The sequence below is a fragment of the Streptomyces sp. NPDC059989 genome (genome assembly GCF_042736975.1).
Classification (GTDB): Bacteria; Actinomycetota; Actinomycetes; order Streptomycetales; family Streptomycetaceae; genus Streptomyces.
On sequence record NZ_JBHWUO010000037.1, the window covers coordinates 49,808 to 73,381 of the forward strand.

Sequence of the window (23,574 nt, forward strand, 5' to 3'; positions counted from 1 at the left end):
CAAGTGCACCTTCAGGCACAACCTCACAGGAACGGCAGCTCATGGCCTCGGTCCCTTCCCTCGCTTCGTCCGTCAATCAGCGCGTCGCGGACGCCCTCGCCTCCGCCCTGCCGGAGGCCGGTGCCGCCGACCCGCTGCTGCGACGAAGCGACCGGGCCGACTTCCAGGCCAACGGCATCCTGGCGCTCGCGAAGAAGGCCAAGGCCAACCCGCGCGAGCTGGCGACGACCGTGGTCGAGGGCATCCCGACCGGTGACCTGATCCAGGAGATCGAGGTCTCCGGCCCCGGCTTCCTCAACATCACCATCACCGACAAAGCGATCATCGAGACCCTCGCGGCGCGGGCCGGCGACGACCGCCTCGGCGTGCCGCTCGCGGCGAACCCGGGCACCACGGTGATCGACTACGCCCAGCCGAACGTCGCCAAGGAGATGCACGTCGGCCACCTGCGTTCCGCGGTGATCGGCGCGGCGATGGTGGAGATCCTGGAGTTCACGGGCGAGAAGGTGGTCCGTCGCCACCACATCGGCGACTGGGGCACCCAGTTCGGCATGCTCATCCAGTACCTGCTGGAGCACCCGCACGAGCTGGACCACAAGTCCGACGAGGAGGTCTCCGGCGAGGAGGCCATGTCCAACCTCAACCGCCTGTACAAGGCCTCGCGCGCGCTCTTCGACTCCGACGAGGAGTTCAAGACGCGGGCCAGGGCCCGGGTGGTGGACCTCCAGGCCGGCGAGCCGGAGACCCTCGCGCTGTGGCAGCGGTTCGTGGACGAGTCGAAGATCTACTTCTACTCCGTCTTCGACAAGCTGGACATGGACGTCCAGGACGCCGACGTGGTCGGCGAGTCCGGCTACAACGACATGCTGGTCGAGACGTGCAAGCTGCTGGAGGAGTCGGGCGTCGCCGTCCGCTCCAATGGCGCGCTGTGCGTGTTCTTCGACGACGTCAAGGGCCCGGACGGCAACCCGACCCCGCTGATCGTGCAGAAGTCGGACGGCGGCTTCGGCTACGCGGCCACCGACCTCTCCGCGATCCGCGACCGGGTGGGCAAGCTGGGCGCGACCGAGCTGATCTACGTGGTCGACGCGCGGCAGTCCCTGCACTTCAAGATGGTCTTCGAGACGGCGCGCCGGGCGGGCTGGCTGAACGACGAGGTCAAGGCCGTGCAGCTGGCCTTCGGCACCGTCCTCGGCAAGGACGGCAAGCCGTTCAAGACCCGTGAGGGCGAGACGGTCCGGCTGGTGGACCTCCTCGACGAGGCCATCGACCGCGCGGCGGCCGTCGTACGGGAGAAGGCGAAGGACCTGTCCGAGGCCGAGATCGGCGAGCGGGCCGTTCAGGTCGGCATCGGCGCGGTGAAGTACGCGGACCTGTCCACCTCCGCCGCGCGCGACTACAAGTTCGACCTGGACCAGATGGTCTCGCTGACGGGTGACACGTCCGTGTACCTCCAGTACGCGTACGCCCGTATCCAGTCCATCCTGCGCAAGTCCGGGGACGCGCAGCCCACCGCCCACCCGGAGCTCGCCCTCGCCCCGGCGGAGCGCGCCCTGGGCCTGCACCTGGACCACTTCGGCGAGCTCATCGCCGAGGCGGCGTCGGAGCACGCCCCGCACAAGCTGGCGGCGTACCTCTACCAGCTGGCCTCGCTCTACACGACCTTCTACGCGGAGTGCCCCGTCCTGAAGGCGGACACCCCGGCGCAGGTCGAGAACCGCCTGTTCCTGTGCGACCTGACGGCCCGCACCCTCGGCAAGGGCATGTCCCTCCTCGGGATCCGGACCCCCGAGAAGCTCTGACATCGGCACAACCCGCGCGAAACGTACGGCCCCGGCAGCTGCTGCCGGGGCCGTTTGCGATTCGTGATCTCCCAGCCGTTTGAAATCCCTCCGCCTCGCTTAACCTGATCGCGTTCAAAAAGAGCTTCGGGGGGAAACCAAGTGAAGAAGATCAAGCGCATTGCCGCCGTGGCGGCGGTCGCCGTGGCCGGTCCGACGGCCCTGCTGTCCACGCCCGCGATGGCTGCCGACCAGCCTGCCGTGATCGTCCCGGACACCGCGCCGCAGGAAGACGCCGCGCCCGGCACCGGCGAGACCGGCAAGGCCCCGGAGGCCACCACCCCGGTCCTCGAAGTGCCCGCGCCCGCGCCCTCGCCGGTGGCGGAGAAGCCCGCGCCGCCGGCGCCGGCGGCGCCGAAGCCCGAGCAGCCGTCGAAGGACGCCAAGGCCGGCGAGGACGAGCAGGACGCCGAGTCCGACGGGATCCTCATGGGTCCCGAGGTCACGGTGGCGGGCATCCCGAAGGACGGCTTCAAGCCCGACGGCAGCTGGACGCCGCTGAAGGTGACGGTCGACAACTCCGGCCACATCGCGGTGCCCAACTACACTCCGGCCCTGAACATCATGGAGGCGGACGGCAAGTTCAAGCCCTCCCAGGTCAAGGTCGAGTGGCGCGGCGCCGGCGGCTCCTGGCAGTCCGCCACGCTCGTCCAGGGCGAGGAGCTGGGCCCCGGCCTCCAGTACAAGCTGGGGACCACTCCGAACGTCGCCAGCGGCAAGGTCTACACCGTCGACGTCCGGATCAGCTTCGCGGCGGACACCCCGGTCCTGCCCTTCGAGCTGTACTCGGACGGCGAGAGCCGCACCGCGAACGGCACCAACCACTCCCCCGCCAGCTGGTACTTCGCGAAGATCAGCGGCGCGACCGGTGGCCACGAGGGCCCGGAGATCGTCGACGGCCCCGCGCTGACGGTGAACGGCGTACCGGACACCATCGCGGTGGGCGGCGGCTGGACCACCCTCTCCGTCCACGTCGACAACGCGGGCGGGAAGTCGCTGGACGAGTTCTTCCTCGGCCTGGTCCTGGCCCGCCCGGACTGGGTGTCGATGAAGGCGGACCAGCTCAAGGTCGAGGTCCTGAGCAAGGACAAGAACGGCAAGGCCGGCTGGCACGAGGCCGAGAACCTGACCGATGACGGCGTGTTCATGGGCTTCGACCTCGCCGGCGGCCCCGTCAAGGCCGGCCAGAGCTTCGACGTCCAGGTCCGCGTCCGCTTCACCGCCGACGCCCCGAAGGGCGATCTGATCATCCGCAGCTTCGGCATGTCCCCGCTGGGCGACGGCCCCGAGGACGGGATCACCCGGTCGCAGTCCAAGCCGCAGCTGACGAAGCTCGTCGCCGCCGCTCCGGAGACCGGCGGCAAGGACGAGAGCGGCAACCAGCCGAAGCCCAACGGCGGTGCCAAGCCGATCGGCGACACCACCACCGGCGGCAACACCGGCGGCAACACCGGCGGCGAGCTCGCCGCCACCGGCGCCGACGCGGCCACCACCTGGGCCCTCGGCGGCGCGGGCGTGGCCCTGGCCATGGGCGCCGCCCTGGTCGCCGGCACGGGCCGCCGCCGCCGCACCACCGCCTGAGCAAGCCGGACGATCGCACCGGTGTGACGGGGCCCACAGGGAATGTTCTCCCTGTGGGCCCCCTCCCTTTTCACATGAAGACCACGACACGACACCGCACCGGGCTCGCGCTGGCCGGACTCCTCGCCGCCGACGGGCTGTTGCACCTGTACTGGGCCACCGGCGCGACCTGGCCCGCCGCCGACACCCGGGCCCTCTCGCTCGCCGTCCTCGGCATCGAGACCTCCTTCGCGCCGCCCGCGGTGCTGCCGCTGGCCGCGCTGACGCTGGCCGGGGCCGCCGCCGTCCTCGCGCATTCCCGCGGGCGCGGCGGACGACTCGCCCGGGCCGTCACCGCGGCCGTGGCCGCCGGGATGGGCGTACGGGCCCTCGCGGGGCTGGGGTGGGCCGCCGGGCTCCTCGACAGCCCGCCCGACAGCCCCTTCTACGTCCTCAACCTCGCGCTCTACACCCCGGCGTGCCTCGGCTTCGGCTGGGCCGCGGCCCGCCTCGCGCTCGCCGGGCATCACCCGTACGGCCCGGTTCGGGCCCGCCGGGCCGGGTAGGGGACGGCCCGTCCAGCCCCCAGCCGCACCACACCCCCGGAGGCATCCGTGCCCGACATGAACGGCCCCTACAAGCCCGGCACCCCCTGCTGGATCGACCTGATGGTCCCCGACCAGCAGGCGGCCCTGGACTTCTACTGCGACCTCTTCGGCTGGCAGGGCGAGATCGGCCCGGCGGAGACCGGCGGGTACTCGGTCTGCCACCTCAAGGGCAAGCCGGTCGCCGGGATCATGAAGGCGTCCAACCCGGACGGCAGCGTGCCGGACCCGATGCCGCCGACCGTGTGGAACACCTACCTGTCCACCGACAACCTGGACGGCGCCCTCAAGGCCGTCACCGACGCCGGCGGCTCGGTCATGATGGGCCCGATGGACGTCATGGACCTGGGCCGGATGGCCTTCATCACCGACCCGACCAACGCCGTCTTCGGCCTGTGGCAGCCCGGCACCTTCGAGGGCGCGGGCATCGTCAACGAGCACGGCGCGCTCGTCTGGAACGAGCTGAACACCCCCGACGTCCCCGCCGCGGCCGCCTTCTACTCCGCGATCCTGCCGGTCAGCACGGCCCGCTCCACGATGCCTGGCGCCGACGTCTACACCGAGTTCAAGGTGGGCGGGCGGGCGGTGGCCGGGATGATGGACCTGGCCCAGCTCCCGGCCGGGGTGCCGCCGCACTGGATGCCGTACTTCAGCGTGGACAGCGTCGACGAGATCCAGGCCGCCGCCGAACGCGCCGGAGGCAGCGTCATGGCCCCGGCCTTCGACATGGTGGCGGGCCGGATGGCCGTACTCGCCGACCCCCAGGGCGGCACCTTCTCGGTCATCACGGCCTCGACCCCGCCCGAGGACCCGGCGTAGCGGAGGGAACGTCCGGCGGATCGGGGAAGGACCCGGCCCGCCGGGCACCCCCTGACCGCCCACCGCCCCGCCCCGCCGCTCGCACCCGGCCTGACGCTCACTGCACCCTGCCTCGATTCCCGCATGCCTGCAGGGCGTCGACCCCTTCCCGGGAGCCCTTCAGGTCGAGGTGCTCGTAGTCGTGCCGGGCGGTCCGCGGATCGGGGTCGGGGAACTCGGCGATGCCGTTCGCCCGCATGCACGCGGTGAAATCCCTTGCTTCGGCGTGCTGTTCGGCGCTCACCGGCGCCACCGGCACCAGGCTCTCGCAGGCGCGGTCCGCTTCCTTGACCTTGTCCGGATCCGCGGAATCGTCCACAACCGGAATCCCGGAAGGGGTGTCCTTCATCGGCAGCCCCTTGTCCTTCAGGCACTGGAAGTAGGCGGCCATCTCGGGAAGCACCGTGCCCTTGGGCAGCCTGGACGGCGCACCGGAGGGCTCGCCCGACACAAGGGCGGAGGGCTGGGCCGAAGCCGGGGCGGACGCGGAACCGGAACCGGAATCCCCACCGGAACAGCCGGCCAGCAGGAGCGGGAGGGAGAGCAGGGCGGGAGCGGCGACGGATCGGACCCATCTGCAGGGCACAGCAAGCCTCCTAAGGCGCCTTGTGTCTTCGCACCATAGGGCAACGGATCCCCCAAACACCCTGTACTCAGGGACAGTTGCGGCGACCGCCCCGGCGTGATCGACTTCTCCGCGGTCAGCTCCCGGTCGCCGCCATGGCCGAAATCCCGACCGTCGACCACGACGATGTGAATGAAGGGCATTCCCGATGAAGCTTCGCACTTCACTGCGCGCTGCCGCCGCTGCCGGCCTGATCCTCGCCACGATAGGCATCGGCGCCGGCCCGGCCTCCGCCGCCGAGAAGGACGGCTGGCTCACCGACGGGGAGTTCGGCCTGTTCTGCTACAAGAACCAGACCGACTCGGTCTTCGACCTCTACACCAACGACAACACCTTCGGGGACGACTTCTTCAAAGGCCAGAAGAGCTGCGCCAAGCAGCTCGTCGACAACTACACGGAGTCGTACCTGAACAGGGACTTCTACGCGTGGATCGTCTACACCGGCTACGCGGGCCAGGGCTACAACGCCACCCTCCCGGCCGGCGCCCGGGGCAACACCAACTCGACGTTCACCAACACGATCTCCTCGGCCTACTTCGTCAGCTAGGCACGCACGAGACGGCAGTCCCGCCCTCCGCAGCCGCCGGGCCGGGACTGCCGCCCCGCAGACGCCCCTGCCCCCGCCCTCCGGAGTCGCCATGTTCCCGCCGCGCCCCGCCCTGCCCGCCCTGGCGGCTTCCGCAGCCGTACTGACGCTCCTGCTCACCGGCTGCGCCGCCCCGGACGACGCCGGCGGCGGCGACTCCGGCAAGGAACCCGAGATCGGCGCCGTACCGGCGCTGCTCGCGAGCCGGGACCTCGGCTACCCCCTGGACCCGTACATCCCGGACCCCAGGCAGCGCGGGCTCCTCGACCAGGCCCAGGATGTGCTCGTCGACCGGTGCATGCAGCGCTACGGCTTCCGCTACCAGCTGCGGCGGCAGGCCGACCCGGCCGCCAAGAAGGACAACGCCCGGCGCTACGGGGTCTCCGACGCCGCCGAGGCCGAGCGGATCGGGTACGAGAACCCGGCGGCGAAGGGCACCCAGCGGCCGCCGCAGCCGCCGCTCGCCCCCAACGAGAAGCTGGTGCTGCACGGGCTGGAGGTCGACCCCTCCAAGCCGGTCCCGATGAGCCAGGAGGAGGCGGAGACCTCCGACGTGGCGACCACGGTCGTCGGCGGCCAGAAGGTCCCGGCGGGCGGCTGCCTGCGCGAGAGCGCCCTCAAGCTGTACAACCCGGCCAAGGACACCGTGGACATGATGGTCCCGCAGGAGTTCGGCTTCGAGGCCTTCGCCCGCTCCCGCGACGACAGCCGGGTCCGCGCGGCCACCGCGTCCTGGAGCGAGTGCATGGGCAAGCAGGGCTACGCCATGAAGAACCCGCTGGACCAGCCGCCGGGCATCAACGACTCCAACATCAGCGGCCCGCAGGCCGTCGCCATCGCCAAACAGGACGTGGACTGCAAGCAGCGGACGAACCTGGTCGGCACCTGGTACACCGTCGAAGTCGCCTACCAGAAACGGCTGGTGGAGAAGAACGCGGAGACCCTGGACCGGGTGCGGAAGCAGCTGGACGAGCGGATGCGGCTCGCCGCCACCCTGACCGCCGGGGGCTAGCTACCCGACCCGGACCTCGCACCACACCACCTTGCCGGGGGTCCGGGCCAGCACCCCCCAGTCATCGGCAACCGCCCGTACGAGCGTCAGCCCCATCCCCGGCGGCCGCCCGGTGATCCGCGACAGCCCCGGGCCGCTGTCGTGCACCTCGATCCGGACCGTCCCGTCGAAGGCGAGCAGCCGTAGCAGGTAGCCCCTCCCTCGCGGGACGCCGTGGCGGAGGGCGTTGGTGGCCAGCTCGCTCACGCAGAGCGACATGTCGTCGTGGCGGGCCGGCAGCCCCCATGCCTGCAAGGTGTCGCGTGTGAACTGGCGTGCAGCTGCGATGGTTTGGGGTGACCGGAGGTAGAGCCGCTCGCGCACGAGGGCCGGTTGAGTATGGAGATTCACGGGACGATCGTCGCTCCCCGTGACTAGCCTGTGGCTGAGCGCCGACCCGTACTCCTTCATGAGTACGGGTTGGTACGGGGTAGTCCACATGCACGGGCGGGGAGTTCGCTGTCATGCCACCGAGGAAACGCGCACGGCCGAACGCTACGACCATGAAGATGGTCGGCAAGATGGTGGCCGCCGCCCGAATCGCCAAGAACCTGACCCAGAAGCAGCTCGGAGAGCTGGTCCGGCTGGACGAGGAGACCATCGCGTCCATCGAGCAGGGCCGCCGGGCGTTGATGCCGAACGTCGCCGAACTCATGGACCGCTACCTGGGCCTACCGGGCACGCTGACCGTCGCAGCGCACGAGATGCCGGAGATCGATGTGACTCCACCGTGGGCCGAGGAGTACATGGACCTTGAGAAGGCCGCGATCACCCTGTCCTGGTTCGACAACCAGGTCGTACCAGGCCTGCTCCAGACGAGGAACTATGCCTGTGCGGTGTTCGCGTGCCGCGTCCCGGCCCATCCGGAGGAGGAGATCGAGGCGCTCATCACCAAGCGCCTCGCCCGCCAGGCGATACTGCGCCGCAGCAATCCGCCGACACTGAGCTTCGTCGTCTGGGAAGCCGTACTCAGCGACCGGCTCGGTGGTGACGAGGTGTATGCGGAACAACTGCGCCACCTCCGCGAATGCGCCGACCTGCCGGACGTAAGCCTCCAGGCGATGCCCCTGGGCCGCACTTCCCACGCGGCACTCGACGGCCCTTTCACCCTCCTGGAGACCCCGGATCACCAGCACCTCGGCTACGCCGAAAGCCAACGCGGAAGCCAACTCATCTCAGACCCGGATGAGGTCAGCATCCTGGCCCGGAGGTATGCGATGCTGCGGACACAGGCCCTCAACACCGAGCAGACGCGGGGCCTGTTGGACCGCCTGCTAGGAGAGACATGAGCGCCACGACCGCACTGAAGTGGTTCAAGTCCAGCTACAGCGGCAGCGACGGCGGCCAGTGCCTGGAAGTGGCCGTCGCATGGCGGAAGTCCTCGTACAGCGGAGAGGACGGCGACGCCTGCGTCGAGGTCGCCACCGGCGCGACCCAGGTCCACGTCCGGGACAGCAAGGTCAGCGACGGCCCCGTCCTGGACCTGGCCCCCGCCGCCTGGTCGGGACTCACCGGCTGGGTCAGCGGGAGCTGATCAGCGCGGCCAAACCGTCCAGCAGGCGGGCCAGGCCGAAGCGGAACTGGAAGTCCGGCTCGCCGGAGCCCGTGAACGCCGAAGACTCCAGCAGCCGCGTCACGGCCGGGTGACTGTCCGGGGCGGTCAGCAGTCGCAGCGTGCGTACGTACTGGGTCACCACCTGGTCCGGTGAGACGCCGTTCTTCATGATGGCGTCCATCATGTCGGCGGCAAGGGTCGCCTCGTTCCGTACGAAGCCGCCGACCAGCATCATCGCCGAGAGCTTCTCGCTCTCCTCCAGGCCCGTGCCGGCGAAGGCGGCGAGGCCGCGTTCCATCCAGGCGAGCTGGTTCGGGCCGACCGGCGGCGCGTTCAGCGGGATGCGCAGGATCCAGGTGTTGGCCTGGAGGACGGTCCGCTGCGCGTACGCCCAGTCCGACACCAGTTCCCGCCAGCCCATCCCCTCCCCGCCGGAGGGCAGCGGCGGCGGGGTGCCCACACCCGCCTCGGACATCAGGATGTAGAGCTCTTCCTTCGCCGTGACGTACCGGTAGAGGGACATCGTCGAGGCGCCCAGCTCCTTGGCCACGCGGCCCATGGAGACGGCGTCCATGCCCTCGGTGGCGGCCAGGTGCACGGCCGCGTCCACGATCCTCGCCAGCGTCAGCGTGGGGCGCGGGCCCTTGCCGGGGCGTTCGCGCAGGCCCCAGGCCATCTCCAGGCTCGCCGGGAGTCCGGTGTCGCCGCTTTCGTCCGCCATGGCCGCCCTCCTCCCGCCTACCTGATTGACCCACATCCTAGTTCTGTGTATTACTTACACAGAAGCGCGTAACCCATACGCAGAAGGGAGCGTGGTCCGATGACCACATACGGCCTCGGGGTGTACGCCTCCGCCCTGACCAAGTCCTACGGCGACCTCCGCGTCCTCGACGGCATCGACCTGGCCGTCCCGCGCGGCAGCGTCCTCGCCCTCCTCGGACCCAACGGCGCCGGCAAGACGACCACCGTCCGGATCCTGGCCACCCTCACCGCCCCCGACTCCGGCACCGCCCTCATCGCCGGCCACGACATCACCGCCGATCGGGGCCTCGTCCGCGAACGCATCAGCCTCGCCGGGCAGTTCGCGGCCGTCGACGAGCTCCAGACCGGCGCCGAGACCCTCCGCATGATGGGCCGGCTCTCCGGGCTCTCCCCGCGCGCCGCCCGTACCCGCGCCGACGAGCTGCTCGACCGCTTCGGGCTCGCGGAGGCCGCCGGGCGCACCGCGAAGACGTACTCGGGCGGCATGCGCCGGCGCCTCGACCTCGCCGCGAGCCTGGTCTCCCGGCCCGAGGTGCTCTTCCTCGACGAGCCCACCACCGGCCTCGACCCGCGCAGCCGCCAGGACCTGTGGGACCTCGTACGGGAACTGCGCGCCGACGGCACGACCGTGCTGCTCACCACCCAGTACCTGGAGGAGGCCGACCGGCTCGCCGACCGCGTCGCCGTCCTCGCCGACGGGCGGATCGCCGCCGAGGGCACCCCGGCCGAGCTCAAGTCCCGCGTCGCCGGGCACCGGCTCGACCTGATCCTCACCACCCGGGCCGCCTACGACACGCTCGCCCCGCGCGCCGTCCACCACGCCCCCGAGGAGCTCACCCTCGGCCTGCCCACCGACGGCACTGCCGCCCACGTGCGCGCCCTGCTCGACGAACTCGACCCCGACCGCACCACCGTCGACCGCTTCGCGGTCCGCAGCGCCACCCTCGACGACGTGTTCCTCACCCTGACGGGAGCCGCCCCATGAGCACCAACGCCCTCGCCCTCGCCGGCCGCAGCCTGCGCATCAGCAGCCGGCAGCCCGACGCCCTGATCACCGCGCTGATGCTGCCCGTCATGCTGATGCTGATCTTCGTCTACTTCTTCGGCGGGGCCATCGACACCGGCACCGCGTACGTCACGTACGTCGTGCCGGGAGCCATGCTGCTCTGCGCGGGCTTCGGGGCGGCGAGCACGGCCGTGAGCGTCGCCGACGACATGCGGGGCGGCGTCATCGACCGCTTCCGCTCCCTGGACATCGGCGGCATCCCCATCCTGACCGGGCACGTCACGGCCTCGGTCGCGCGCAACCTGCTCTCCACGACCCTGGTCCTCGCCGTCGCCCTCGCCATCGGCTTCCGCCCCCAGGCCGGCGCCCCCGCCTTCCTCGCCGCCGCCGGGCTCCTCATCGCCTACATCACGGCGATCTCCTGGCTGGCCGCGGCCCTCGGCCTGCTCGCCAAGTCCCCCGAGGGGGCGGGCGGGTTCACGTTCCTGATGATGTTCCTGCCCTACCCGTCCAGCGCCTTCGTCCCCATCGACACCATGCCGGGCTGGCTCCACGGCTTCGCCGACCACCAGCCGCTCACCCCGGTGATCGAATCCCTCCGCGCCCTGCTCCTGGACCGGCCCGCGGGGAACGCCCCGTACGTCGCCCTGGCCTGGTGCGCGGCCATCACGGTCCTCGCCGTGGCCCTGACGGCCGTCCTGTTCCGCCGCCGGACACGGTGACGGGCGGCCCGGCCACTGCGGCCTGGACCGCCCTGCCACGAAGGTGAATCAGCGGCTCAGCGGATACGAATGCCGCCCGGTCACCTCGTCGATCTCACCGTGTGCCTTCGTCAGCAGCTGCGTCGCGAGATCCATGAGCGCACGGGCTCCCGCGATCTCCTCTCCGACCCTCAGCTGCTCCGGGTCGGACGGGTGACGCAGGGCGTAGCCGCGCGCCTTCACCTCATTGCCGTCACCGAGTCTGACCATGGCCGCCGCACTCGTGCGGTGGCCTTCCTCGGTGAATTCCAGCTCCACATGCCACCCGACCAGCGTGGACATGGTGCATCACCTCCAGGGTCACCCTTTGACTTCCAGGGTGCGCCCCCGGTGCCGCGTACGCGAGCGCTAGGACTGGCGCACCACGGGCTCGTACCGGTGCATGAGGTTCGCGGTCTCGGCCTCCTGGGCCACGGCCCGGGCGACGATCATCCCGACCCCGGTGGCGGCCAGGATCCCGGGGGCGCTGAGCGGGGCGTCGGCGTCGATGCCGAGCGCGGCCAGGGCCGTCATGGGGAGCAGGACGAGGAAGCCGGAGTACAGGCCGTTGCACCGGGCCAGCCGGGACCGTACGTGGCCCAGGTAGGCGGCGGTCGGCGGCCCCGGCCGGATGCCCGGGACGAAGCCGCCCTGCCGCTCGATGTCCCGGGCGACCTCCCCGGGGTCCAGGACCCGCAGCGCGCACACGTACATGCCGAGGACGACGGCGACGAACGCGACCGGCAGGTACCAGAGGGCGGACGGCCACCACAGCCAGGCGGGGACGGACACCAGCAGGCAGGCCCACACCATGGGGTTGTAGCCGGCCTGGTCCACGCGGATCGGAATGTGGACGGTGTCGGTCGAGTGCCGCCAGCGGCCCCGCATGCCCTTCGCCCGCTGCACCGGTACGCGCCGCTGGGCCTGCCGTGCCGTGACGACGGCGAGGACGACGACGAGTCCCACGGCGGGGACGACGACCAGGGCCGGACCGCTGTCGGCCGCCCGCACCTGGCCGGGGAACACCGCGGCGAACTGGGTCAGGAGCAGCAGCGAGGGCCCGTCCCCCAGCCCGCGGTCGCTGATCACCTCGGCCAGCCGCAGGGCGACCGCCGTACCGGCGGCGACACAAACCGCCAGGACGACGAGCCTGAGCAAGGGCGTCCCGTCGGCGGCGGCGGCGACCGCCACCACCGTGCCCCCGAGAACGCCGAGGCCGAGCGTGAGCGCCCGCCGGTAGCGGTCGGCCTTCGGAAAGGGCGCGAGCAGCACGCTCGCGGCGTAGAGCGGCAGCACGCCGAGCGCGAGGGCGGAGGGGCCGTGCAGGCCGCCGCCGGTGAACAGGTCCAGGAGGCCGCCGCCCGGGCCGCCCGGCAGCACGCCATCCACTCCCTCCACGCCCGGCACGGGCAGGTTCTGCCCCAGCCGGAACAGCAGCACCGCGCCGAGCGTGACCAGCAGCCTCCGCCGCATGCCCGGGACCCGTAAGACGCCCGTGAATCCGTTCAGTTCCCCCACCCCCACCGTCAACGTAGCCCAACCGGCCCCAAAGACGAACCAGTTGACGCTGCCGGTTGCGGTCAGCGGGTTTCGCGGAGCCAGCCCGCCACCTCGGTGGCCCAGTAGGTGAGGATCGTGTCGGCGCCGGCTCGCTTGATGCCCAGCAGGGTCTCCAGGATGGCCCGGTCCCGCTCGATCCAGCCCTTCTCCGCGGCCGCCTCGATCATCGCGAACTCGCCGCTGATCTGGTACGCGGCCACCGGCACGTCCACCGTCTGCGCGACCCGGTACAGGATGTCGAGGTACGGGCCGGCCGGCTTGACCATGACCATGTCGGCGCCCTCCTCCAGGTCCAGCGCCAGCTCGCGCAGCGACTCGCGGGCGTTCGCCGGGTCCTGCTGGTAGGTCTTGCGGTCACCCTGCAGCGAGGACGCGACGGCCTCGCGGAAGGGCCCGTAGAAGGCGGACGAGTACTTGGCCGTGTACGCCAGGATGGACACGTCCTCGTGCCCGGTCTCGTCGAGCGCGTCCCGGATGACGCCGACCTGGCCGTCCATCATCCCGCTGGGCCCGACCACGTGAACGCCCGCGTCTGCCTGGACCTGCGCCATCTCGGCGTACCGCTCCAGGGTCGCGTCGTTGTCGACGCGCCCGTTCTCGTCGAGCACCCCACAATGCCCATGGTCCGTGTACTCGTCGAGACACAGATCGGACATGATCACCAGATCATCCCCGACCTCGGCCTTCACATCGCGAATGGCGACCTGCAGGATCCCGTCCGGCTCGGTGCCCGCCGTGCCCAGCGCGTCCTTGTTCTCGTCCGCCGGGACCCCGAAGAGCATGATCCCCGAGACGCCCGCCTCGACCGCCTCCACGGCCGCCTTCCGCAGCGTGTCCCGCGTGTGCTGGACCACGCCCGGCATCGCCGAGATCGCCAGCGGCTCGGAGATCCCCTCCCGCACGAACGCCGGCAGGATCAGGTCCGAGGGATGCAGCCGGTTCTCCGCGACCATCCGCCGCATGGCCGGGGTGGTCCGCAGCCGGCGCGGCCGCGAGCCGGGGAAGGATCCGTACGTGCCCATGTCATTCGCCTCTTCGAGCCTCGAGAACAGTCCCAACAAGCCTAGGGGCTGCGCGGGCGCGGCCCAAAGATCCGGGGCTCCGCCCCGCACCCCGCTCCTCAAACGCCGGAGGGGCTGGATTTTGGCTCATCTGCGCTCGCAGGTGCGGCCAAACCCAGCCCCGCCAGCGGCACATCCAGCCTCGCCGGCGGCACATCCAGCCCCGCCGGCGTTTGAGGCGCGGGGTCCGGGGCGGAGCCCCGGGGCGGCCGGCAGGCCGCTGCCTGGACAGCGGACGAGGGCGGGGCCCGGCGCAATCGCACCGGGCCCCGCCCTCGTTCCCGCTCAGCCCACCGCTAGGTGTACGGCTAGGTGGTGCGCCGACGCCGAGCCCCCGGCCGCCGCTCACTCGGCCGGAACACCGACTCCCCGGCCTCCTTGGCCGCCTCACGCCGCGCCGCCCCGTACTCGGCCAGCGCCTCCGCCAGCTTCGAAACCGACGGCTCGGGCGACAGCACGTCCACCCGCAGCCCGTGCTCCTCCGCCGTCTTGGCCGTCGCCGGCCCGATACACGCGATCACGGTCACGTTGTGCGGCTTCCCGGCGATACCGACCAGGTTCCGCACCGTAGACGACGATGTGAAGAGAACGGCATCGAACCCGCCCCCCTTGATCGCCTCGCGCGTGTCCGCCGGCGGCGGCGACGCCCGCACCGTCCGGTAGGCGGTGACGTCGTCGACCTCCCACCCGAGCTCGATCAGCCCGGCGACCAGCGTCTCGGTCGCGATGTCCGCCCGCGGCAGGAACACCCGGTCGATCGGGTCGAAGACCGGGTCGTACGGCGGCCAGTCCTCCAGCAGCCCGGCCGCGGACTGCTCCCCGCTCGGCACGAGGTCCGGCTTCACACCGAACTCCACCAGCGCGGCGGCGGTCTGCTCGCCCACCGCGGCAACCTTGATGCCCGCGAAGGCCCGCGCGTCGAGCCCGTACTCCTCGAACTTCTCGCGCACCGCCTTCACGGCGTTGACGCTCGTGAAAGCGATCCACTCGTACCGGCCCGTCACCAGCCCCTTCACGGCCCGCTCCATCTGCTGCGGGGTCCGCGGCGGCTCCACGGCGATGGTCGGCACCTCGTGCGGCACCGCGCCGTACGAACGCAGCTGGTCGGAGAGCGAGGCGGCCTGCTCCTTGGTGCGCGGCACGAGGACCCGCCAGCCGAACAGCGGCTTCGACTCGAACCAGGCCATGTCCTCACGCCGCGCGGCGGCGCTGTGCTCACCGACCACGGCTATGACCGGCCGGGCGCCCTCGGGCGACGGCAGCACCTTGCCCTGCTTGAACACCTGGGCGATGGTCCCCAGCGTCGCGGACCAGGTCCGCTGCCGCGTGGTCGTACCGGCGACGGTCACCGTCAGCGGGGTGTCGGGCTTGCGCCCCGCACTCACCAGCTCGGAGGCCGCGGCCGACACCGTCTCCAGGGTGGCGGAGACGACGAGGATCCCGTCGCTGGCACCCACCTCGCTCCAGCAGCGCGCCGACGCGTTGCGGGCGTCGACGAACCGGACGTCCGCGCCCTGCTCGCCCCGCAGCGGCACACCCGCGTACGCGGGCACGCCGACGGCCGTCGCGACACCCGGCACCACCTCGAAGGGGATGCCCTCGGTGGCGCAGGCCAGCATCTCGCCGGCCGCGTTCCCGTCGAGCCCGGGGTCGCCGGTGACGGCACGGACGACCCGCCTGCCGGAGCGTGCGGCCTCCATGACAAGATTGGCGGCGTCCCGGATCACCGGCACCCCGGCGGCTGCTGACACTTCGTCAGCGATCGTCAGCTGCGGCGTGTCCACACCCGCCCGGGCATGCGTACGTACGACGTCGAGCACGTCGGGCTCCGCGATCAGTACGTCCGCGGCCGCGAGCGCCTCGACGGCGCGCAGCGTCAGCAGACCCGGGTCGCCGGGGCCGGCACCGAGGAAGGTGACGTGTCCGTGGGCGGCGACGGCCGGAAAAGCGGAGGTGGTCGGACTTGAGGGGTTCAAAGCGATCGCTCCCCCATCAGACCGGCCGCGCCCTTGGCCAGCATCTCGTCCGCGAGTTCGCGGCCGAGCGCCATGGCCTCGTCGTACGACTGGGGCACGGGACCGGTGGTGGACAGCTGCACCAGCGTCGAGCCGTCGAGGGTTCCGACGACGCCGCGCAGGCGCATTTCATTGACAATCTGCCCGTCGGCCAACAGGTCGGCGAGCGCGCCCACGGGTGCGCTGCAGCCGGCCTCCAGGGCGGCGAGCAGGGAACGCTCGGCGGTCACGGCGGCCCGGGTGTACGGGTCGTCGAGCTCGCCGAGCGCGGCGATGAGGTCCGCGTTGGACGCGAGGCACTCCACGGCCAGGGCACCCTGGCCGGGAGCGGGCAGGATGTGGTCGACCGCGAGCAGTTCGGTCGCTTCATCACCGCGCCCGATCCGGTTGAGCCCGGCGGCGGCGAGCACGACGGCATCCAGCTCGCCGTCGCGCACGAACCCGATGCGCGTGTCCACGTTCCCGCGGATCGGCACGGTCTCGATCCGCTTGCCGAGGGAACGGGCGTAGTGGTTCAGCTGGGCCGTCCGCCGCGGCGATCCGGTGCCGATCCGCGCACCGTCGGGCAGCTGCTCGAAGGTCAGCCCGTCCCGCGCCACGAGCGCGTCCCGCGCGTCCTCGCGCTGCGGCATGGCCGCGATCACGAGGTCGTCGGGCTGCGCCGTCGGCAGGTCCTTCAGCGAGTGCACGGCGAAGTCGACCTCGCCGCGCAGCAGCGCGTCGCGCAGGGCCGTGACGAAGACGCCCGTCCCGCCGATCTGCGCGAGGTGCTCCCGCGACACGTCACCGTAGGTCGTGATCTCCACGAGCTCCACGGGGCGGCCGGTGATCGCCCGTACGGCCTCGGCGACATGGCCCGACTGGGACATGGCCAGCTTGCTTCGCCGCGTGCCGAGCCGGAGGGGCTGGTCGAGACGTGGGTTCATGATGCCCGTCCTGGATCGTCGTTCTTGTCGGCCTGACTGACGGAGGCCACCGTCTGCGGGTCGAGATCGAAAAGTTCGCGCAGCGCCTCGGCGTACCCGGCGCCGCCGGGCTCGCTCGCGAGCTGCTTGACGCGCACGGTCGGCGCGTGGAGCAGTTTGTCGACGACGCGGCGCACGGTCTGGGTGACCTCGGCCCGCTGCCGCTCGTCGAGATCGGGTACCCGCCCGTCGAGCCGGGCCACTTCCATGGCCACGACCTCGGCCGCCATCGCGCGCAGCGCGACCACGGTGGGGGTGATGTGCGCGGCCCGCTGGGCGGCCCCGAACGCGGCCACCTCATCGGTGACTATCGCCCGCACGGCATCCACATCGGCCGCCATGGGCGCATCGGCAGAAGCCTCGGCCAGGCTTTCGATGTCAACCAACCGCACACCGGGAATCCGGTGCACAGCGGCGTCGATGTCCCGCGGCATGGCCAGATCAAGCAGCGCCAGCCGCGTGGCAACGGCCCCGTCCACGAGATTCCGGACCGCCTTACGAGGCTGCCGCTGCGCGGCGGCCTCACCCTGATCGGCCCAGGTCCCGTGCAACTCAAGCGAGTTGGCATCGACCCCGGTCAGCGCGGCCCGCCCATCGGCGACCCCGACGGGACACCCGTCCGCCTCCGCGGCAGCACTGATGGTCCGCACCGCCCCGGCATCGGCCAACCGCTTCCCACCTTCGGCGGCAGCAGCCAACCGAGCCACCACCTCGGGGTTCAGCCCTGTGGCGTCGGCCGACGCCACAGCGGGAGCCACATCCAGCCTCGCCGGGGACATATCCAGCCCCGCCGGCGTTTGAGGCGCGGGGTCTGGGGCAGAGCCCCAGGACACGGCGGCGAGCACGTCATCGGCGGTCAGCACGAGCCCAGTGGCCCCGGTGCAGGACACCACCACATCAACCCGAGCCAGCTCATCGGCAACCGCACCCATCGGAATGGCCAGCGCAGCGACCCCGGTGCCCGAGGCAACCAGAATCTCAGCCAACCGCTCCGCCCGCTCGGCGGTCCGGTTCGCCACCACGACCTCGGCCACACCCACCCGCGCCAGCGTCGCCGCCGCCAGCGAGGACATCGACCCGGCGCCGATCACCAGCGCCCGCTTCCCGGCGGCCCACTCGCCCACCGGACGGTGCACGGCGAGCTGCTCAAGACCGAACGTCACCAGCGACTGCCCGGCCCGGTCGATCCCGGTCTCGGAGTGCGCCCGCTTGCCGACCCGCAGCGCCTGCTGGAAGAGGTCGTTGATCAGCCGCCCGGCGGTGTGCAGCTCCTGCCCCAGCGCCAGCGCGTCCTTGATCTGGCCGAGGATCTGCCCCTCGCCCACGACCATCGAGTCCAGCCCGCACGCCACCGAGAACAGGTGGTGCACGGCCCGGTCCTCGTAGTGCACGTACAGGTACGGCGTGAGCTCCTCCAGCGCGACACCACTGTGCTGCGCCAGCAAGGTGGACAGCTCCGCGACACCCGCGTGGAACTTGTCCACGTCCGCGTACAGCTCGATCCGGTTGCACGTGGCGAGCACGGCCGCCTCGGCCGCCGGCTCGGCGGCCAGCGTGTCGTGCAGCAGCTTGATCTTGGCGTCAGCGGACAGCGAGGCCCGCTCCAGCACGCTCACGGGCGCGCTGCGATGGCTCAGACCGACGACGAGCAGACTCATGCCGGCATCACCGCCGGCACGTCGCCCTCGGGGTTGCCCTTGCGCGCCTCGGCGGCCGCGCGCCCGGCCGGCGGCACCACGGCCGCGGCGGGGGCGGCGCCGCCCACGGAGGAGCCGCCCGCGGCAGCGGCGGCGGCGGCTTCCTCGCCGGCCTTGCGCTGCTCGTGGAAGGCGAGGATCTGGAGCTCGATCGAGAGGTCGACCTTGCGCACGTCGACACCCTCCGGCACCGAGAGCACCGTGGGCGCGAAGTTCAAGATGGAAGTGACACCGGCGGCGATCAGCCGCTCGCTGACCTGTTGGGCCGCACCGGCCGGCGTCGCGATGACGCCGATCGAGACGCCGTTCTCCTCGATGATCTTCTCCAGATCATCGGTGTGCTGCACGGGCATCCCGGCCACCGGCTTGCCGGCCATCGCCGGGTCGGCGTCGATCAGCGCGGCCACGCGGAACCCGCGCGACGCGAAACCGCCGTAGTTGGCCAGCGCGGCGCCGAGGTTACCGATGCCGACGATGACAACCGGCCAGTCCTGGGTCAGCCCGAGCTCGCGGGAGATCTGGTAGACGAGGTACTCGACGTCGTAGCCGACGCCGCGCGTCCCGTAGGAACCGAGGTACGAGAAGTCCTTGCGCAGCTTCGCGGAGTTGACTCCGGCGGCGGCCGCGAGCTCCTCGGAGGACACCGTCGGCACCGATCGCTCGGAGAGCGCGGTGAGCGCGCGCAGGTACAGCGGAAGCCGGGCGACAGTGGCCTCGGGAATACCTCGGCTGCGGGTCGCCGGTCGGTGAGTTCGGCCAGTTGCCACGATGCTCCTGCGGGATGAGCGGGGCTGCAGGCGGCCACTTGTCCCAGGACCGCCCCGTCGACAGCAGGCTATGCCTTTGTGAACGCGTGCACAAAGATTGTGTCCGCTTTGTCCGACCAAAGTGACCGGGGTCACGCAACTGAGGCGAGCGAGGTCGGAACCGACGGCACGCCGAACCCGTTCAAATCCAGAAGGGGGCAAAACCGTACACACTCCTCACAGATACGCCCCCGAGACCCCATAAATCGCCCATGATGGTAACCGGGAAGCGGGTCAGCCCCCCAACGCCCGCCGCAGCCGGTCCGGGTTCACCCTCCAGAAGGTGTGCTGTTCGCCGTCCACGAGCACGACGGGAATCTGCTCCCAATACAGCCGGTAGAGCTCCTCGTCCTGCGAGATGTCCTTCTTCTCCCACTGCGCACCGGTCTCCGCGCAGATCTCCTCGATGACCACCTGTGCGTCGTCGCACAGGTGGCATCCCGGCTTCCCGACGAGCGTCACCATCCGCTCCGCGGGACGCTTCTTTTCCTTGCGGCGCAACAAAGGGCTCATGACACCATTCTCCCGAAGTGTTAACGCCTCCGTTTCCCATCGGTTCGAGAACTCCCGAACACAGTGGCTATGCTCGCCGCATGGCCGCTCTCGGATGGCTCACCCCCCGTAGGCGCTCCGCGAGCGCGCGGAGCGTACTGGCAGGCGAGGCCTCTGCCGAGGCCGCGCGGAAGACAGCGCTGGCAGAAACCCCGCACGTCACGGCGCCCGACCTCGACACCGACCTCGAAGCCCTGACGGGCGAAGAGGAAGAGGCCGAGTTCCCGGTCGCCGGCGACGACCTCGCCGCCGCCTTCTTCGACCTCGACAACACCGTCATGCAGGGCGCCGCGATCTTCCACTTCGGCCGCGGCCTCTACAAGCGCGAGTTCTTCCGCCGCCGCGAGCTCGCCCGCTTCGCCTGGCAGCAGGCCTGGTTCCGGCTCGCCGGGGTCGAGGACCCCGAGCACATGCAGGACGCCCGCGACAGCGCCCTGTCCATCGTCAAGGGCCACAAGGTCTCCGAACTGATGGCCATCGGCGAGGAGATCTACGACGAGTACATGGCCGAGCGGATCTGGCCGGGCACCCGCGCCCTGGCCCAGGCCCACCTCGACGCCGGCCAGAAGGTGTGGCTGGTCACCGCCGCGCCCGTCGAGACCGCCACGATCATCGCCCGCAGGCTCGGCCTGACCGGGGCGCTGGGCACCGTCGCCGAATCCGTCGACGGCATCTACACCGGCCGCCTGGTCGGCGAACCCCTGCACGGCCCCGCCAAGGCGGAGGCGGTCCGCGCCCTGGCCACGGCCGAGGGCCTGGATCTCGAACGCTGCGCCGCGTACAGCGATTCGCACAACGACATCCCGATGCTGTCGCTGGTCGGACATCCGTACGCGATCAATCCCGACACAAAACTGCGCAAGCATGCCCGGACCCACGACTGGCGGCTGCGCGACTATCGCACCGGCCGCAAGGCCGTGAAGGTCGGCGTCCCGGCGGCCGCCGGCGTCGGCGCGATCGCGGGCGGCGCGGCCGCCGCCATCGCCCTGCACCGCCGCCGCAAGTAGCCAATCAAGCCCCGCCGGCGTTTGAGGCGCGGGGTCTGGGGCGGAGCCCCAGCAACGGCGCCGGGCCATTTCAGCCCCGCCGGCGTTTGAGGCGCGGGGTCTGGGGCGGAGCCCCAGCAACGGCGCCGCACCCACACATTCCCCCAGCCCTACCCCCGGACGGGACCCGGCATTCCGCCCTGCCCGACTCGGTCGCACGCTCCCCTGGAAGCGACCATTCCGCACACCCAAGTGATCAAGAATCGATCACCAACCGCGACTGAATATGCCCTCGACACGCAACAGAAGTGTCGGAACCGGTGATTTGAGCAACTGGGTGTAGCGCTGCCTGTACGAAGCGTTATTCTCCTCAAACGCATGCCACCGGCCATCTGTCGCCACGACGGGTGAACGGTCCCGCACTGCACGTGATGGAAGCTCTGCCTCTGGGAGTCCCGTGTACCCACCTGTCGGGGTTGACGCCTCGGGCCTGGCTACGCTGCGCGCAACGGTCCTCGACCACCTGCGCGGCTTCGTCCCCACCGCGTACGCCGTCCCCGCCTTCGCCGCCGCGGTCCCTGCCGGTCTCGGCCCGGCCGGCCCTTGCTATGCCCTGACGGACGGCGGAGCGACGGTGGGCAGACGAGGTCGTACGGCCGCGGCCGCGACCGGAGCCGCCGGCACGAGCACGCAGGCCGCCCCCCGCCGCCCCACCGCGGACAGCGACCAGGCCCGCATGATGGACCTGGTCGAACGCGCCCAGGCCGGCGAGGCCGAGGCCTTCGGCCGCCTCTACGACCAGTACAGCGACACGGTCTACCGCTACATCTACTACCGCGTCGGCGGCAAGGCGACCGCGGAGGATCTCACCAGCGAGACCTTCCTGCGCGCGCTGCGCCGCATCTCCACCTTCACCTGGCAGGGCCGCGACTTCGGCGCCTGGCTGGTGACGATCGCCCGCAACCTGGTGGCGGACCACTTCAAGTCCAGCCGCTTCCGCCTGGAAGTGACCACGGGCGAGATGCTGGACGCCAACGAGGTGGAACGGTCCCCCGAGGACTCCGTCCTGGAATCCCTCTCCAACGCGGCCCTGCTGGAGGCCGTACGGAAACTCAATCCGCAGCAGCAGGAGTGCGTGACCCTGCGCTTCCTGCAGGGCCTCTCGGTCGCCGAGACGGCCCGGGTGATGGGGAAGAACGAAGGCGCCATCAAGACGCTCCAGTACCGGGCGGTCCGCACCCTGGCCCGCCTGCTTCCCGAAGACGCCCGCTGATACTCACACCCGGTGACCCTTGTATGACGCTGTGGTCCGATCATCCTTCGTCCGTAACCCAAGTGCCGCGACGCTCGTTGTGCGGAATGCAGGCTCCCTGTGGACACGCCCTGCCCGAAGCCGCTCACTCGAAAGTGTGGATGTGCTCAAGGAAGGCAACCTTCCGGACACCTTGGGGAGTCGATCGTCATGACGAGAGGAGGTGCCGCCAGTGATCGCGAACGTGACTCCGCACCGGCGGGCGAACGCCTTCGCCCAGGCCCTGGAGGATCGGACCCCGTCCGACCTTTCGGAACCGGACCCGGCGGCCGAGCAGTCCGAGGCACCTGCCGAACCTGCCGACCACGACCGGTTGTTGGCCCTGGCGAGCGTGCTCGGCGAACGTATGCCGCGCCCGGTGCTGGACCCCGAGGTCAAAGTGGTGCAGCGAGCCCAGCTCGTTGCCGCCATGGAGGCCATGGTGTTGGAGGAAAGGGCCGGGGGCGGTGCCGCATCGGACCCTCTGGTGCCCGAACAGCGGACCGGCCGCGGCGCCCACCGGGCGACCTCGCTCCGGAAATTGCGGCCCCGCTCCCGCTGGTCCAAGGGCATCGCAGCGGGCGGACTCACCGTGGGTGTGGCCGCAGGGGCCTTCAGCGGAGTGGCCGCTGCCAGCACCGACGCCCTACCCGGTGACTCCCTCTACCCGGTCAAACGGGGCATGGAGGACCTGAAGCTGGGGATGGCCGAGGACGATTCGGACCGGGGCGAGCTCTATCTCGACCAGGCCTCGAACCGCCTGTCGGAGGCCCGCAGGCTGATGGAGCGCGGCCGGGGCGGCAACATCCTGGACCACGAGGCCCTGGGCGAGATCCGCCGAGCACTGGCGGGCATGAAGCACGACGCCTCGGAGGGCCACCGGCTCCTCCAGGCGGCGTACGAACGGGACGGCTCGCTCGGCCCGATCCAGGCGCTGTCGGCGTTCTCCCGCTCCCACCGCGACACGTGGGGGCGACTGCGGTCGAACCTTCCCCCGCAGCTCACGGACGTGGGCGGCGAGGTGGAATCGGTGTTCCAGGCCATAGACGAAGACGTGGCGCCGCTCCAAGGCCTGCTCCCCAAGCCACCGGAGCAGACCCGCGGCTCCAGCTCACCCGGCACCCCGGCCAAACCGGGCACCCCGGGCGCCAAGCAGCAGTCGGCCCCCGCCACCGGCACCCCGTCGGGCAGCCCCACGCCGTCCCCCTCGGGCACCGGCAGCCGACCCCCGACCACGGGTGGCCTCCTGGGCGGCACGGGCGACCTGCTGAACCCGCCCCAGGGCCAGTCCGCCCCGCCCACCCCGGGCACTCCGGAACTCCCCAAGCCGGACATCACCCTCCCACCCCTCCTCCCGGGCCTCCTCCCGGGCCTGGGCATCAACGCGGAGGACGCGGAGTAGCACGCAAACGCCGGCGAGGCTGGACAATTCCAGCCTCGCCGGCGTTTGAG

Annotated in this window: 24 protein-coding genes; 13 read left to right on the plus strand and 11 right to left on the minus strand. The window is 71.2% G+C overall.

The features are described 5' to 3' along the window. Positions 1-41: 41 nt before the first annotated feature. The 4 genes from argS to ACFWBN_RS28165 all read left to right on the plus strand — a co-directional run bounded on the left by argS (position 42) and on the right by ACFWBN_RS28165 (position 4,825). A complete protein-coding gene (argS, locus tag ACFWBN_RS28150) occupies positions 42-1,802 on the plus strand; it encodes an arginine--tRNA ligase (protein WP_385180593.1) in 1,761 nt (586 codons plus the stop codon). Between the two features lie 141 nt (positions 1,803-1,943). Next, a complete protein-coding gene (locus ACFWBN_RS28155; protein WP_385180596.1) occupies positions 1,944-3,422 on the plus strand; it encodes a hypothetical protein in 1,479 nt (492 codons plus the stop codon). A 74-nt stretch (positions 3,423-3,496) separates the two neighbouring features. Then, complete coding sequence (locus tag ACFWBN_RS28160) at positions 3,497-3,967, plus strand: DUF3995 domain-containing protein (RefSeq protein ID WP_385180599.1); 471 nt, start codon at positions 3,497-3,499, stop codon at positions 3,965-3,967. Positions 3,968-4,024: 57 nt separating this feature from the next. Next, the gene (locus ACFWBN_RS28165; RefSeq protein ID WP_385180686.1) at positions 4,025-4,825 is read left to right on the plus strand and encodes a VOC family protein; all 801 of its coding nucleotides are present in this window, start codon (positions 4,025-4,027) and stop codon (positions 4,823-4,825) included. A gap of 97 nt (positions 4,826-4,922) precedes the next feature. Here ACFWBN_RS28165 and ACFWBN_RS28170 read toward each other — a convergent pair whose 3' ends face one another. Further along, positions 4,923-5,450: a hypothetical protein gene (locus ACFWBN_RS28170; protein WP_385180602.1), complete on the minus strand. Its 528-nt coding sequence runs from the start codon at positions 5,448-5,450 to the stop codon at positions 4,923-4,925. 187 nt (positions 5,451-5,637) lie between these two features. Here ACFWBN_RS28170 and ACFWBN_RS28175 point away from each other — a divergent pair, with 187 nt between their 5' ends. Together ACFWBN_RS28175 and ACFWBN_RS28180 are read left to right on the plus strand one after the other, a co-directional pair. Then, entirely contained in the window at positions 5,638-6,036 is a 399-nt protein-coding gene (locus ACFWBN_RS28175) for a hypothetical protein (RefSeq protein WP_385180604.1), read from the plus strand. Positions 6,037-6,127: 91 nt separating this feature from the next. Then, positions 6,128-7,087, plus strand: a complete 960-nt coding sequence (locus ACFWBN_RS28180) for a hypothetical protein (protein WP_385180607.1) — start codon at positions 6,128-6,130, stop codon at positions 7,085-7,087. Here ACFWBN_RS28180 and ACFWBN_RS28185 read toward each other — a convergent pair whose 3' ends face one another. Next, positions 7,088-7,477, minus strand: coding sequence for an ATP-binding protein (locus ACFWBN_RS28185; RefSeq protein ID WP_385180609.1), 390 nt, complete (start codon positions 7,475-7,477; stop codon positions 7,088-7,090). 152 nt (positions 7,478-7,629) lie between these two features. Here ACFWBN_RS28185 and ACFWBN_RS28190 point away from each other — a divergent pair, with 152 nt between their 5' ends. Together ACFWBN_RS28190 and ACFWBN_RS28195 are read left to right on the plus strand one after the other, a co-directional pair. Continuing rightward, the gene (locus tag ACFWBN_RS28190) at positions 7,630-8,415 is read left to right on the plus strand and encodes a Scr1 family TA system antitoxin-like transcriptional regulator (RefSeq protein WP_385180611.1); all 786 of its coding nucleotides are present in this window, start codon (positions 7,630-7,632) and stop codon (positions 8,413-8,415) included. After that, a complete protein-coding gene (locus ACFWBN_RS28195; RefSeq protein ID WP_385180613.1) occupies positions 8,412-8,660 on the plus strand; it encodes a DUF397 domain-containing protein in 249 nt (82 codons plus the stop codon). Before ACFWBN_RS28190 ends, ACFWBN_RS28195 begins: the two co-directional genes overlap by 4 nt. Here ACFWBN_RS28195 and ACFWBN_RS28200 read toward each other — a convergent pair. Further along, the gene (locus ACFWBN_RS28200; protein WP_385180615.1) at positions 8,647-9,402 is read right to left on the minus strand and encodes a TetR/AcrR family transcriptional regulator; all 756 of its coding nucleotides are present in this window, start codon (positions 9,400-9,402) and stop codon (positions 8,647-8,649) included. The two genes, ACFWBN_RS28195 and ACFWBN_RS28200, sit on opposite strands and share 14 nt — an antisense overlap. Before the next feature lie 99 nt (positions 9,403-9,501). Between ACFWBN_RS28200 and ACFWBN_RS28205 the strand changes: the two genes are divergently transcribed. Together ACFWBN_RS28205 and ACFWBN_RS28210 are read left to right on the plus strand one after the other, a co-directional pair. Then, positions 9,502-10,428, plus strand: a complete 927-nt coding sequence (locus ACFWBN_RS28205) for an ATP-binding cassette domain-containing protein (RefSeq protein ID WP_385180618.1) — start codon at positions 9,502-9,504, stop codon at positions 10,426-10,428. Continuing rightward, positions 10,425-11,171 (plus strand): ABC transporter permease, encoded by a 747-nt coding sequence (locus ACFWBN_RS28210; RefSeq protein WP_385180621.1) that lies wholly within the window; start codon positions 10,425-10,427, stop codon positions 11,169-11,171. The genes ACFWBN_RS28205 and ACFWBN_RS28210 overlap by 4 nt, the downstream gene beginning before the upstream one ends. 48 nt (positions 11,172-11,219) lie before the next feature. Here the strand turns inward: ACFWBN_RS28210 and ACFWBN_RS28215 are convergent, their stop codons facing one another. The 8 genes from ACFWBN_RS28215 to ACFWBN_RS28250 all read right to left on the minus strand — a co-directional run bounded on the left by ACFWBN_RS28215 (position 11,220) and on the right by ACFWBN_RS28250 (position 19,806). Beyond that, a complete protein-coding gene (locus tag ACFWBN_RS28215; protein ID WP_385180624.1) occupies positions 11,220-11,492 on the minus strand; it encodes a DUF1876 domain-containing protein in 273 nt (90 codons plus the stop codon). A 66-nt stretch (positions 11,493-11,558) separates the two neighbouring features. Continuing rightward, positions 11,559-12,662, minus strand: a complete 1,104-nt coding sequence (locus ACFWBN_RS28220) for a hypothetical protein (RefSeq protein WP_385180627.1) — start codon at positions 12,660-12,662, stop codon at positions 11,559-11,561. A gap of 107 nt (positions 12,663-12,769) precedes the next feature. Further along, the gene (gene hemB, locus ACFWBN_RS28225) at positions 12,770-13,771 is read right to left on the minus strand and encodes a porphobilinogen synthase (protein ID WP_385180630.1); all 1,002 of its coding nucleotides are present in this window, start codon (positions 13,769-13,771) and stop codon (positions 12,770-12,772) included. Positions 13,772-14,118: 347 nt separating this feature from the next. Continuing rightward, positions 14,119-15,786 (minus strand): uroporphyrinogen-III synthase, encoded by a 1,668-nt coding sequence (locus ACFWBN_RS28230; protein ID WP_385180634.1) that lies wholly within the window; start codon positions 15,784-15,786, stop codon positions 14,119-14,121. After that, a complete protein-coding gene (gene hemC, locus ACFWBN_RS28235) occupies positions 15,783-16,751 on the minus strand; it encodes a hydroxymethylbilane synthase (protein ID WP_385180636.1) in 969 nt (322 codons plus the stop codon). Before hemC ends, ACFWBN_RS28230 begins: the two co-directional genes overlap by 4 nt. Next, positions 16,748-18,448 (minus strand): glutamyl-tRNA reductase, encoded by a 1,701-nt coding sequence (locus ACFWBN_RS28240; protein WP_385180640.1) that lies wholly within the window; start codon positions 18,446-18,448, stop codon positions 16,748-16,750. The genes hemC and ACFWBN_RS28240 overlap by 4 nt, the downstream gene beginning before the upstream one ends. Then, on the minus strand, positions 18,445-19,254 hold the full coding sequence (locus ACFWBN_RS28245; protein WP_385180643.1) for a redox-sensing transcriptional repressor Rex: 810 nt from the start codon (positions 19,252-19,254) through the stop codon (positions 18,445-18,447). The genes ACFWBN_RS28240 and ACFWBN_RS28245 overlap by 4 nt, the downstream gene beginning before the upstream one ends. 273 nt (positions 19,255-19,527) lie before the next feature. Next, on the minus strand, positions 19,528-19,806 hold the full coding sequence (locus ACFWBN_RS28250; protein WP_385180645.1) for a glutaredoxin family protein: 279 nt from the start codon (positions 19,804-19,806) through the stop codon (positions 19,528-19,530). 80 nt (positions 19,807-19,886) lie between these two features. Here ACFWBN_RS28250 and ACFWBN_RS28255 point away from each other — a divergent pair, with 80 nt between their 5' ends. The 3 genes from ACFWBN_RS28255 to ACFWBN_RS28265 all read left to right on the plus strand — a co-directional run bounded on the left by ACFWBN_RS28255 (position 19,887) and on the right by ACFWBN_RS28265 (position 23,524). Continuing rightward, entirely contained in the window at positions 19,887-20,852 is a 966-nt protein-coding gene (locus ACFWBN_RS28255) for an HAD family hydrolase (protein ID WP_385180649.1), read from the plus strand. A 436-nt stretch (positions 20,853-21,288) separates the two neighbouring features. Next, complete coding sequence (locus ACFWBN_RS28260) at positions 21,289-22,104, plus strand: ECF subfamily RNA polymerase sigma factor, BldN family (RefSeq protein WP_385180651.1); 816 nt, start codon at positions 21,289-21,291, stop codon at positions 22,102-22,104. A 211-nt stretch (positions 22,105-22,315) separates the two neighbouring features. Next, a complete protein-coding gene (locus ACFWBN_RS28265) occupies positions 22,316-23,524 on the plus strand; it encodes a DUF5667 domain-containing protein (protein WP_385180653.1) in 1,209 nt (402 codons plus the stop codon). Positions 23,525-23,574: the final 50 nt, after the last annotated feature.